At 76.2% G+C, this 12034-nt stretch carries 6 protein-coding genes; 1 reads left to right on the top strand and 5 read right to left on the bottom strand.

Annotation, left to right across the window (positions count from 1 at the left end; genetic code table 11):
* Positions 1–10: 10 nt before the first annotated feature.
* The 4 genes from GC089_RS16275 to GC089_RS16290 all read right to left on the bottom strand — a co-directional run bounded on the left by GC089_RS16275 (position 11) and on the right by GC089_RS16290 (position 5841).
* The gene (locus tag GC089_RS16275; RefSeq protein WP_155378516.1) at positions 11–2284 is read right to left on the bottom strand and encodes a glycoside hydrolase family 3 N-terminal domain-containing protein; all 2274 of its coding nucleotides are present in this window, start codon (positions 2282–2284) and stop codon (positions 11–13) included.
* A 112-nt stretch (positions 2285–2396) separates the two neighbouring features.
* The gene (locus tag GC089_RS16280; RefSeq protein WP_155378517.1) at positions 2397–4685 is read right to left on the bottom strand and encodes a glycoside hydrolase family 3 protein; all 2289 of its coding nucleotides are present in this window, start codon (positions 4683–4685) and stop codon (positions 2397–2399) included.
* Positions 4686–4789: 104 nt separating this feature from the next.
* Entirely contained in the window at positions 4790–5512 is a 723-nt protein-coding gene (locus GC089_RS16285) for a cation transporter (RefSeq protein ID WP_155378518.1), read from the bottom strand.
* Entirely contained in the window at positions 5509–5841 is a 333-nt protein-coding gene (locus GC089_RS16290; RefSeq protein WP_230684893.1) for a helix-turn-helix transcriptional regulator, read from the bottom strand. Before GC089_RS16290 ends, GC089_RS16285 begins: the two co-directional genes overlap by 4 nt.
* 80 nt (positions 5842–5921) lie before the next feature.
* Here GC089_RS16290 and GC089_RS16295 point away from each other — a divergent pair, with 80 nt between their 5' ends.
* The gene (locus GC089_RS16295; RefSeq protein WP_230684894.1) at positions 5922–6464 is read left to right on the top strand and encodes a GNAT family N-acetyltransferase; all 543 of its coding nucleotides are present in this window, start codon (positions 5922–5924) and stop codon (positions 6462–6464) included.
* An 84-nt stretch (positions 6465–6548) separates the two neighbouring features.
* On the opposite strand, the gene GC089_RS16300 is transcribed toward GC089_RS16295, so the two are convergent.
* Positions 6549–11948 carry an Ig-like domain-containing protein gene (locus tag GC089_RS16300; RefSeq protein ID WP_155378520.1) on the bottom strand — a complete coding sequence of 1800 codons (5400 nt, stop codon included), beginning with the start codon at positions 11946–11948 and terminating at the stop codon, positions 6549–6551.
* Between the last annotated feature and the right edge of the window lie 86 nt (positions 11949–12034).

Here is a 12034-nt window from a genome sequence, read left to right on the forward strand (position 1 = left end):
CCCCGGGGCCTCAGCGGTCGAACCGCAGCCAGCTGACGTTGCCCACCTCGGTGCCGTCCGGCGGTCCGACGACCTGCAGGTAGACGCGGTGCACGCCGGTCACGGACGCGGACAGCGGGACGGTCCGGGTCTCCCAGCGCTGCCACCCGCCGGTCGGGGACAGCGGGACGCGCGCCAGCAGGGGCCCGAGGTTCTGGTCCCGCCGCACCTCGAGCCAGCCCGACGCCGTCGAGCCGGAGGCCACCCGCACGCTCACCGAGCGGGGCGACGTGCCGCCGAAGTCGAGGCCGAACCAGCCGAGGTAGTCCCCGTCCGCCAGGCGGCCCACGGACTGCCCGCAGCCGACGTCGGTGCACGTCTCGACCGCCGTGCCGCGCTGGTCGTCGTAGAACGACGCGCCGATCGTGGCGTACGGCGAGGCGGTCGCCGGGTAGCGCAGGCCGTGCCCGAGCGGGAACAGCGCGTTCTTGCCGTCACCGGCGTTGATCGGCTGCTGCACGGCGTCGTACGGCCAGGTGACGGGTAGCCGCCCGGTCGGCGCGACCGTGCCGAACAGCACGTCGGTGACGCCGTCGCCCTCGGTGCCGGGGAGCCAGGCGGCGACGGCCGCGCGCACCTGGTGGAGCTCGGCGTTGACGTCGAGCGGGCGGCCCGTGAGCAGCACGAGCGTGATCGGCACCCCCGCGGCGGCGACGCGGTCGATGACGGCCCGGTCGCGCGCCGACAGGCGCATGTCCCCGTCGTCGTCGCCGTGCCACTCGGCGTACGGGTCCTCGCCCACGACGACGATCGCGCTCTGGTGGCTGCCGTCGGCGGCGCTGCCGTCGGGCGAGTACGTGACGGTCCCGCGCACGGCCGCGCGCACCCCCTCGAGGATCGTCGTGCCGGGCATCGCGTTGCCCGTCTGCCCCTGCCAGCGCAGCGTCCACCCGCCGGACTGCCGGCCGACGTCGTCCGCGGCGACCCCGGCCACGAGCACCTTGCTCGCGCTGCGCGGCAGCGGCAGCACGTCCCACTCGTTCTTCAGGACGACGGTCGACGCGGCGACCGCCCGGCGCGCGAGCGCGCGGTGGTCCGCCGACCCGATCGCGCCCAGGCGCGCCCGGTCGGCGAACGGGTCCTCGAACAGGCCCTTGCGCAGCTTCGTGATGAGCACGCGCCGCACGGCGTCGTCGACCCGGGACTGCGGCACCCGGCCCGCCCGCACCTCCTGCACGACCAGCTCGTGGAACCGCCGCCACTCGTCGGGGACCATCACGACGTCGATCCCCGCGTTGAGCGCGGTGCGCACGTCGTACGCCGAGATGTCGCCCGCGTCGCCGTCGAGGAAGTCGATGCCGCCGTAGTCGGACACGACGAACCCGTCGAAGCCGAGCCGGCCCTTGAGCACGTCGGTCAGCCAGTACCGCGAGCCGTGCAGCCGCTCGCCGGCGATCGAGGAGAACGACACCATGACGACGCCCGCCCCGGCGTCGACCGCCGCGCGCGCCGGCGGCAGGTGCAGCGCCTCGACCTGGGCACGCGTCAGCGGTGCGTCCCCGCGGTCGACGCCCCCGGCGGTCCCGCCGTCCGCGACGAAGTGCTTGGCGCCGGCGACGACGGCGTCGCGGTCCGCGACCGACCCGCCCTGGAAGCCGCGCACGTACGCGGCGGACAGCGCGGCGACGGCTGCGGGGTCCTCCCCGAAGGACTCGTAGGTGCGCCCCCACCGGTCGTCGCGTGCGACGGCGGTCACGGGGGACCACGTCGCGTCGACGCCGAGCGCGCTGACCTCGCGCGCGACCATCCGCCCGAGCTGCTGCACGAGCGCCGGGTCGCCGGTCGCGCCGAGGCCGATCTGGTGGGGCACGACGGTCGCGCCCTGCAGGTTGCCGAACCCGTGCACGGCGTTGACGGCGTACAGCAGCGGGATGCCGAGCCGGTTCTGCAGCGCCGCACGCTGGTGCCCGTCGTACAGGTCGGCCCAGCCCGCGGGCGTGTTCGTGGCCGGGCGGGACTCGCCGGAGGAGAAGCCGACGCCGACCCAGCCGCTCGACAGCGCCTCGGCCGTGAGCCAGCGCCGCTCGACGAGCGTCATCTGGCCGACCTTCTCGTCGAGGGTCATGCGCCCCAGCAGGTCCTCGGCACGCTCGGTGACGGGCCGGCCGGGGTCCCGGTAGGGCGGTGGGGCGGCGGCACGCGCGGGCCCCGCCGCCGGCACCGCGGCGGGCACGGCGAGGGCGGCGACGACGGCGGCGGTGACGAGCAGGCGCGTGCGCAGGGCACGACGGTCGGCGACGGGCACGGTTCCCCCTGGTGACCTGGTGACGACGTGACGTGACGTGGCGTGACGTGGCGTGGCGCGGTGGCGCGGGCGGCGTGCGTGCGCCGGGACGTGCTGGGACGTGCTGCGCCCGTCAGCGGGCGAAGCGCAGCCAGCCGACGTTGCCGACCTCGGCGCCGCTCGCCGGGCCGACCACCTGCAGGTACACCCGGTGCACCCCCGTGACCGCGGCGCTCAGCGGGACCGTCCGGGTCTCCCAGGCCTGCCACCCGCCGGTCGGCGTGATCGGGACGCGCGCCAGCAGCGGCCCGCGGTTCGTGCCGCGGCGCACCTCGAGCGTCCCGGACGCGGTGGCGCCCGACGCGACGCGCACGCTCACGGTGCGCGGCGACCGGTCGCCGAAGTCGACGTCGAACCACCCGACGAAGTCCCCGTCGGCGAGGTGCGCGACGGCCTGCCCGCAGCCGGTGTCGGTGCACGTCTCGACCTGCGTGCCGCGCTGGTCGTCGTAGAACGAGGCGCCGATCGTGTCGTACGCCGACTGCGACGCGGGGAACCGCAGCCCGTGCCCGAGCGGGAACAGCGCGTTCTTGCCGTCGCCCGCGTTGATCGGCTGCTGCACGGCGTCGTACGGCCACGTCACCGGCAGCGTGCCGGTGGGCGGCACGTCGCCGAACAGGACGTCCGTGACGCCCGCGCCCTCGGTGCCGGGCAGCCACGCGGCGACCGCGGCCCGCACCTGGTGCAGCTCCTCGTTGACGTCGAGGGGACGCCCGGTGAGCAGCACGAGCGTGATCGGCACGCCGGCCGCGGCGACGCGGTCGATGGTCGCGCGGTCGCGTGCGGACAGGCGCATGTCGCCCGTCGGGTCGTCGCCCTCGTACTCGGCGTAGGGCATCTCCCCCACGACGACGACGGCGCTCTGGTGGCTGCCGTCCGCGGCGCTGCCGTCCGGTGAGTACGTGACCGTGCCGCGCGCGGTCGCCCGGACCGCCTCGAGGACCGTCGTGCCCGGCATCGCGTTGCCCGTGCGGCCCTGCCAGCCGAGCGTCCACCCGCCCGACTGCCGGCCCACGTCGTCCGCGGCGTCGCCCGCGACGAGGACGCGGCTGGCGCTCTGGGGCAGGGGCAGCACGCCCCACTCGTTCTTCAGCACGACGACGGACGCGGCGACCGCGCGGCGCGCGACCGCCCGGTGGGCCGCGGACCCGACCTCGCCGAGCCGCGCCCGGTCCGCGAACGGCGACTCCACGAGGCCCTTCGCGATCTTCGCCGTGAGCACGCGCCGCACGGCGTCGTCGATCCGGGACAGCGGGATCCGGCCGGCCTGCACCTCCTGCACGACGAGCCCGCGGAAGTGCTTCCACCGCTCCGGCACCATGACGACGTCGACGCCCGCGTTGATCGCGGTGCGCACGTCGTACGCGGTGGTGTCGCGGCTGTTGCCGTCGAGGTAGTCGACGGCGCCGAAGTCGGACACGACGAACCCGCGGAAGCCCAGCTCGCCCTTGAGCACGTCGGTCAGCCAGTGCCGCGACCCGTGCACGCGCTCACCGCGGATCGAGGAGTACGTGACCATCACGGACGCGACCCCGGCGTCGACGGCGGCCCGGAACGGCGGCAGGTGCAGCGCGCGCACCTGCGCGTCGGTGAGCGCCGCGTCGCCGCGGTCCTCGCCCCCGGTCGTGCCGCCGTCGGCCAGGTAGTGCTTGGCGTTGGCGAGCACCTGGTCGCGGGCCGCGACGGACGTCCCCTGCAGGCCGGCGACCAGGCCGGCCGAGAGCGCCGAGACGGCCGCCGGGTCCTCGCCGAACGACTCGTAGGTGCGACCCCACCGGTCGTTGCGCACCACCGCGACGACCGGCGAGAAGTTCTGCACGATGCCCATCGACGTCAGCTCGCGTGCGACGACGTCGCCGACCTCCCGCACGAGGGCCGGGTCGCCGGTGGCGCCCAGGCCGATCTGGTGCGGCACGATCGTCGCGCCCGGCAGGTTGCCGAACCCGTGCACCGCGTCGGCGGCGAACACCACCGGCACGCCGAGGCGGGTCCCGAGCGCCGCGCGCTGGAACCCGTCGTACATGTCGGCCCAGCCGACCGGCGTGTTGGTGGGCGGCAGCGAGCCCCCGCCGGAGAAGACGAACCCGATGCCGCCGCCCGCGAGCGCGTCGGCGGTCACGTACCGCCGCTCGACCATGGTCATCTGGCCGACCTTCTCCTCCAGGCTCATGCGGGCGAGGAGGTCGGCGGCGCGGGTCGCGGCCGGCAGGGCGGGGTCGCGCCAGGGCGGCGGGGCGGCGGCCGGGGCCGCGGACGCCCCGCCGGCGGGCAGCGCCGCCGCGAGGACGCACGCGGTCGCGAGGAGCAGGCGCCACCGGTGGCGGGACGGACGACGGGCAGGACGACGTGCGGTGGCGGACATGGCACCCCCCTGGTGCCGGCGGCGCGGCGCCGCCGGTGCTGCCGCGCCCGACGCTAGGGGGTGGCGGACGTATCCGTACAGAGCGGACGCGGCTCGTGGACGCGTCAGGTCCGGCAGCACCCGTCGGCGCAGCCGTCCGCGGCGGTGCCCGGGGCGCTGCCCCCCGCGGCACCCGGGGCGTCGCGGCGCAGCCCCGCCGGTGCGCAGCAGGCGTCCCCGCGCCACGCCTCGACGCCCTCCCGCACGGCGACGGCGGCGATGACGAGCGCGGCGACCGGGTCGGCCCACGTCCAGCCCGGACCCGCGGTGAGCAGCAGGCCGACGAGCAGCACGGCGGACAGCCACGCGCACAGCAGGGTCTGCCGCGAGTCCGCCACCGCGGAGGCGGAGCCGAGCTCACGCCCGGTGCGCCGCTCGAACCACGACAGGAACGGCATGACGGCGAGGCTCAGCGCGGCGAGCGCGATGCCGACCGGCGACGGGTGCGGCTCGGCGGCGCCCAGCAGGGAGCGCAGCGCGTCCACGGTGACGAGCACCGCGAGCCCCCAGAAGGACACGGCGATCAGCCGCATCGCGGTCCGCTCGCGGCGGCGGGGGTCGGGTGCGGCGAACTGCCACGCCACCGCGGCGGCGGACAGGACCTCGACGACCGAGTCCAGGCCGAAGCCGACGAGCGCGCTCGAGGACGCGGCACGGCCGGCGCTGAGGGCGACGACCGCCTCGACGACGTTCCAGGTGATGGTCGCGGCCACGACGAGGCGCACGCGCCGCTCGAGGACGGTGCGGCGGGCGGCCGGCAGCCCCGCGCGGACGGGCAGCGTGGTCATGTGCAGGTGCACCCCTCGGTCGCGCAGCAGGTCGGGTCGACGGCCAGGACGAGGCGCAGCAGGTCGCCGAGGGCGGGCGCCAGGTGCGGGTCGGCGAGGCGGTACCAGGTGCGGCGGCCGTCCGGCACCGCCTCGACGAGGCCGCAGCCGCGCAGGCAGGCCAGGTGGTTCGACATCGTCTGCCGGGAGACGCCGAGGGCGTCGGCGAGGTCCGACGGGTAGGCCGGCGCCTCGCGCAGGACGAGCAGGACGCGCGTGCGCGTCTCGTCCGACAGCGCGTGCCCGAGGCGGGCCAGCGCCGCCGTGTGCGTGAGGGTGACGGTCTCCACGCCACGACAGTACAGCCGAATCTGTACCGTCGGCCAGGCCGGGCGCGCCCGCGCCCGGCGGGTGCGGCAGCATGGCGCGCGTGAGCGCCCCCTCCCCCGGACCGTCCGCGCCGGACGTCCGCGTCGTCCCCCTCGAGCCCGCGCACTGGCCGCAGGTGCGCGAGATCTACGCACGCGGCATCGCCACCGGCGAGGCGACGCTCGAGCCGGAGCCGCCCGACTGGGACCAGTTCGACGCCGCCAAGCTGGCGGACCACCGGTTCGTCGCGGTCGACGACGACGGGCGCGTGCTCGGCTGGGTCGCCGTCAGCCCGACGTCGAGCCGGGCCGTCTACGCGGGCGTCGTCGAGGTCTCCGTCTACGTGCACCCGGACGCGCACGGGCGCGGCGTCGGGCGCACGCTGCTCACCGCGCTGCTCGACTCGGCGGACCGCGGTGCGGTCTGGACGGTCCAGGCGGGCGTCTTCCCCGAGAACACGGCGAGCATCGCCCTGCACACGTCCGTGGGGTTCCGGGTGGTCGGGCGGCGCGAGCGGCTGGGCCGCATGGTGCACGGCCCGCGCGCGGGCGTCTGGCGCGACGTGCTGCTGCTCGAGCGGCGCCGCCCGGACGACCCCGACTGACCCTCCTGCGTGCCCGTCCCGCCCGGGGACGGGACGGGGCCCGGAGGATGTGCCGTCCCCCGGGCCCCGCGCGGTGCGCCCGCGTCAGCGGGCGACCGCCTCCCGCCGGCGTCGCACGAGGACGAGCCCGGTGCCGAGGAGGGTCAGCACGAGCGCGGCCCCGGCGAGCACGGCCGGCTGCGCACCGGTCCGGGCCAGCGGACCGGTGGACGCGGCGACGGGTGCCGCCACGACCTGGACCGTCACGGTGGACGTGGACGTCGCACCGGTCGCGTCCGCCACCGTGTAGGTGAACGTCACGGTCCCGGTGAAGCCCGGGGCCGGGGTGTGGACGAGCCTGCCGCCGACGACCGCGACCGAGCCCGAGGCGGGCTGCGTGACGCCGACGAGGGTCAGCGGACCGCCCTCGGGGTCGGCGTCGTTCGCCAGGACGTCGATCGTCACCGGCTCGCCGGCCCGGGCCGTCGCCGCGTCGGGCGCGACGACCGGCGCACCGTTGGCCACCGTCACCGACGCCGTGCCCGTGGTCGTGGCGGTGCCGTCCGAGACGACGTACCGGAACGTGACCGTGCCCGACCACCCGGCCGGCGGCGCGAACGTCGCGACGCCGCGCACGACCGTGACCGTGCCGCGCGGGGTGCCGTCGGCGTCCACCGGCTGCCCGACCTCGACGACCTCGAGCGGGTCGCCGTTCGCGTCCGTCGCACCGTCGAGCAGGTCGACGACCGCCGGGGTGCCGTGGGCCGTCGCGACGCTGTCGCGCACCGGCGGCAGCACGGGCGCGTCGTTCTCGACCGTCACCGTCAGGACGCCCTCGGCGGTGCCGCCGGCGCCGTCCGCGACCGTGTACGCCACGGCGACCTCGCCCTTGAACCCCGGTGCCGGCGTGACGGTGAGCGTGCGGCCGTCGGCACCGGTCGTGACCCGCGCGCCCCGGTCGGCGCGCACGGCGGTGACCGTGAGCCGCTGGTCGGTCGCCCCGACGTTCGGGTCCGTGTCGTTGGCGACCACGTCCACGACGGCGGTGCCGCCGGCGGGGACGCGCACCGTGTCCGGCACCGCCACGGGCGGGGCGTTCTCCACGACCACCGTGACGGTCCCCCGCACCGCGTCCGTGCCGTCCGAGACGGCGTAGGTGAACGTCACCGTGCCGGCGAAGCCGGCGGGCGGCGTGTAGCGCACCGCGCGGCCCTCGACCGCGACCGTGCCCTGCTGCGTGCCGTCGGCGTCGCGCGGCACCCCGAGCGTGCCGGGCACGACCTCGAGCGTGTCGCGGGTGTTGGCGTCGGTGTCGTTGGCGAGGACGTCGACCAGGACCGGCGCGCCCGTGGGGGTGCTCACCGGGCCGTCGTCGCCCGCGACGGGCACCGCGTTCTCGACCGTCACGACGAGCGTGCCGGTCGCGGTGCCGCCCGCGCCGTCGGACAGCGTGTACGTCACCGTCACGGGGCCACGGTGGCCCGGCGCCGGGGTGACCGTGATCCGCCCGTCGGGCTCGACGACGGCCTGCGCCCCGTCGCTCGCCACCGGGTCGGAGGCGGCCAGCCGCTGCGCCGTGCCCGGGATGTTCGGGTCGGTGTCGTTCGCCAGCACGTCGACGGTCACGGGCGTGCCGGTGGCCGTACGCGCGGTGTCGGACGCGGCGACCGGCGCCGCGTTGGCGACGTCGACGCGCACCCAGCCCTCGACCTCGTCCTCGTCGTCCGCCACGACGTACCGGAAGGACGCGCGACCGGCGAAGCCGGGGGCCGGCGTGAACGTGACGAGCCCGTCCGTGCTGCCCTGCACCGTGCCGGCGAGGTCACCGTCCGGACCGGCCGGCAGCGAGTACGTCACCACGTGCACGTCGTCGCCGTTGGCGTCCGTGACCTGCGCGAGCACGTCGACCGTGACCGCGGTGCCCGTGGGCGTCGCGCGGACGAGCTCCGGGGCCGTGGGCGGTGCGTTGCGCACCGTGACCGTGACGGTCCCGGTCGCCGTGTCGACGCCGTCGGAGACGGTGTACGTGACCGTGACGGCACCCTTCGCGCCCGGCGCGGGCGTCAGCGTGAGCGAGCCGTCGGCGTCGCGCACGACCGTCGCCCCGCGGTCCGCGCTCGCACCGGTCACGCTCAGCACCTGGTCGCTGCCGGGGACGTTCGCGTCCCGGACGTGGTCCAGCACGTCGAGGCGGACGGGGGCGTCCGTGCCGGTCGTCGCCGTGAAGGCCTCCGCGACCGGTGCGCTGTTGCGGACCGTCACGGTGACGCGCGCCGTCGAGACGGCACGGCCGTCCCCGACCTCGTAGTCGAAGGTGACCGTGCCGGCCCAGCCCGCCGGCGGGGTGTAGCGGACGCCGCCGGCCTCGACGACCACCCGGCCGCGCACCGCACCGTCGGCGTCGACGGGATCGGTGACGCCCTCGAGGGTGAGCGTGTCGTCCGTGTTCGCGTCGCTGTCGTTGACGAGGACGTCGACGAGGACGGCCGCGCCCGTGTCGGTGGCCGCCACGTCGGGCAGCGCCGTCGGGGCGGCGTTCGCGACGTCGACCAGCAGCGTGCCGGTCGCGGTGCCGCCCGCACCGTCGGCGACGACGTAGCGGACCGTCACCGTGCCCGCGAAGCCCGGGCGCGGGGTCACGTCGAGCGTGCCGTCCGCGTTGCGGGTCACGGTGGCGCCGTTGTCCGCGGTCGCGGACGCGACCGTCAGCGCCTGCCCCGGGACGCGTGCGTCCACGTTGACGTCGGAGTCGTTCGCGAGCACGGGGACCGCACGGGCCGTCGTGCTCGTCGCGGTGGACGCCACGTCGTCGACCGCGACGGGCGGCGTGTTCGCGGTCGTCACCGTGACCGTGGCGGTCGCCGTGAGGCCGCCCTCGTCGGTGACGCGGTACGTGAACGTGTCCGCACCCGCCCAGCCCGTGGTCGGCGTGTACCGCACCCGGCCGTCGGGCAGCACGACGGCGTCGCCGTGCGCGGGCGGCGAGGCCGGCGTGACCGACAGCGGGCGGCCCTCCGGGTCGGTGTCGTTGGCGAGCACCGCGACGACCGCGGAGTCCTCGCCCACCGCCACCTGCGCGCTGTCGTCACGGGCGACCGGCGCGCCGTTCACCGTGATCGTCACGGTCGCCGGCGCGGACTGGGCGGCGGGGGTGAAGCCGTCGACCACGCGGTACGTGAACGTGTCCGTGCCGTGGAAGCCGGCGCGCGGCGTGTACCGGCCGGTGCCGTCCGGGTTCAGCTGGACCGTGCCGTTCGACGGCGTGGTGACGAGCACGGCCGAGGTCGCGTCCCCGTCCGGGTCGCGGTCGTTCGCGAGCACGGCCAGGTCCACCGCGGTGCCCGCGTTCGTCGTGTACGCGTCCGCGACCGCGACGGGCGCGGCGTTCGTGACCGTCACCGTGACCCTCGCGACGTCCGACCCGCCGCGCGTGTCCTCGACGACGTACGTGAAGGAGTCCTGGCCGCGGAACCCGGCACGCGGCGTGTAGAGCACCGTGCCGTCGGCCTGGACGGCCGTGGTGCCGCCCGCGGGCGTCGAGGCGGAGCGGACCGCGAGCCGGTCGCCGTTCGCGTCCCGGTCGTTCGCGAGCACCGGGACGGCCACCGCGCTGCCGCCCGCCGTCGTCGCGGAGTCCGCCGCCGGCACGGGCACGTCGTTGAGCACGGTGACGCGCACCGCGGCGGTCGAGCGCAGGCCGCTGGGGTCCTCGACCGTGTAGGTGAAGACGTCGCGACCCGCGAAGTCGTCACGCGGCGCGTAGGTCAGGGTGCCGTCCGGGTTCACCGTGACGGTGCCGCCGGCGGCGTCCGTCACGCCCACGACCCGCAGCGGGTCGCGGTCCGGGTCGCTGTCGTTCGCCAGGACCGCGACCGTCGTGGTGCGTGCACCCGGCAGCGGCCGGAACGTCACCATGTCCTGCACCGCCTCGGGCGCGGTGGCGCCGGGGACGGGGGTCGCCACCACCGGGTCGAGCAGGACGTTCGTCGTCGCGGACGCGGCCGCGCGGGTCGTGTGCCCCCGGTACGTCATCGCGGCGGCGTTGACGACGTCGGCACCGTCGGGCACGTCCGACCCCACGCGCACGCGGAACGTCACGGTGTGCGGGGAGTCCGCACCGGCCGGCGTGATCGGGATGGCACCGCCGCCCGACGCCGTCGCGCCCGCGCCCAGGTGCGCGACCACGTGCCCCTGGGGGGAGCGGACGAACTCGCCCACGTCGTCGCCCGGCTCGTCCGTGACGGGCACGCCGTCCACCCGCAGCGAGCCCGGCACGTACGCGGTGCCCGTCGGGATCGCGTCGAAGAACCGGCTGTCGTCGGCGGTGTCGAGGCCGACGTTGCGGACGGGCACGGTGTACTCGAGGACGTCGCCCGGGCGCACCGGCGCGCCGTTGAGGTCGACCACGGACTTGTTGCCCAGCAGCGTCGGGTCGTACAGCTCGGTCGCGAACGTGACGACGCCCGGGAAGTACTGGTCGCCCGACGTGGTGAGCGTGATCGTCGCGCTCGTGTCGCCGTTCTTGATGATCGGCTTGCCCACCGAGAAGACGTCGGCGTCGAAGCCGAGCTGGTTCACGTAGGCCGGGTTGCGGGTCGTGACGTTCGCGCCGTTGCGGCTGATGGACGAGTTGAACGAGTTGCTCAGCGGGTTCGCCGCGTCGGACAGGTTGCCCTCGGCGCCGAGGGTCGCGCCGTTCAGCCGCAGCTGGTCGCCGGTGATGCCGCGGTCGCCCTCGTACGTCACGACACCGACGGACGTGCGGATGTCGCCGTTGGGCGGCGTGACGAAGCCGCTCACCGTGAACGTCGGCAGCGGGTCGCCGCTGTTCACCGACCCGAAGCCGTCGAACACCGTGAGGTTGCGCGCGGGCGCCGCGGGGTCGGCCACCGCGACGACCAGGGACCAGCCCGCGTACTCGTTGCGGTTGGAGCTGCCGACCGACGACTGCACGTCACCCACGGTGTAGCTGCCGCTGCCGGCCCTCTGCACGACGTCGGTGACGTCGGCGTACGCCTGGTAGGCGGTGCCCCACGAGTCGCGGGTCGCCTCGTCGAGCTGACCGACGGGCGCCTCCACCCGCCGGTACGCCGTGGCCCCGGGGGTCTGCAGCGACACCTGGCGGCGCAGGGCGGGGTTCGCGGTGGTCGTGTTGGACGTCAGGATGCGCCCGCCCCAGTACAGGCGCGCCCACAGCACCGTGCCGCCCTCGGGGATCGTCAGGGTCGCCGAGGAGGAGTTGAACGCGCCGCCCGCGCCGTCGACGTCGACGTACGTCATGGCCAGGTCGTTGTTGCTCGCGTTGCTCGCGCCGGACCGGGCGTCCGTGCACGCGGTCCCGGTGCCCGAGCACGTCATCAGCGTGTTCGCCGCGAGGAGGATGTCGCCGTTCGTGTTCGTCGAGAACTGCCGCGCGAACGGCCGGTACTCCGCCGCCGTCGCGGGCGCGGCGAGCCCCACGACCGCGAGCGGCGCCACGAGCGCCGCCACGACGAGCGCCGCCACGTGCGCGAGCCCCCGCCGGCGCCGTGTGCGCCCGCGTCGTCCTGCGTCCCCCGCGGCCCCCGGCCGGTCTGCCACCGTCACGACGT

The sequence above is a fragment of the Cellulomonas sp. JZ18 genome (assembly GCF_009720485.1).
Lineage (GTDB): Bacteria > Actinomycetota > Actinomycetes > Actinomycetales > Cellulomonadaceae > Cellulomonas.